The 448-nt window shown below is 41.5% G+C and carries 1 protein-coding gene; it reads left to right on the top strand.

Features of this window, described 5'->3' with window-relative positions:
• Positions 1–448 (top strand): hypothetical protein (locus tag JKG64_RS23375; protein ID WP_210356581.1); only part of this gene is annotated, 448 nt, incomplete at both ends.

Raw genomic sequence — 448 nt, 5'->3', positions numbered from 1 at the left:
TAAAACGGTCACGCCAAGCGTACTTGATAATGACAAGTTGAATGGCAAACCAGTAATTCCAAGTGAGGTAGAGATCAAGGTAGAAAAACCTGCTGATCCACGTAATCCAGGAGAGCCTGTGCCTACTCTGGATCCAAATACTGGTAAGGTGACTATCAATCCAGAGACACCAGCAGGCGAGTATAAGATTGAGTACAAGATCTGCGAGGTATTGAATCCTACAAACTGCGATAATGCTGTGATCACGATTACAGTAGTAGCGCCAGAAATAGAAGCTATCGATGATGCTGTTTCAGGTATTAACGGAAAAGATGGTAAGGGTAACGTTATCAATGCGCTTACTAATGATAAATTGAACAGAGTTATCGTTGATCCTTCGGAGGTGACACTAAAAGTTGGTGGTAATAAAGTTACTTCTCCTGTTTCTTTCAAGGACAAGGATGGAAAA

It is taken from the genome of Sphingobacterium tabacisoli, assembly GCF_017908035.1.
Classification (GTDB): domain Bacteria; phylum Bacteroidota; class Bacteroidia; order Sphingobacteriales; family Sphingobacteriaceae; genus Sphingobacterium; species Sphingobacterium tabacisoli.
Note: the sequence above shows the minus strand (reverse complement) of the source record. Positions and strands in the feature narration are given on the sequence as shown.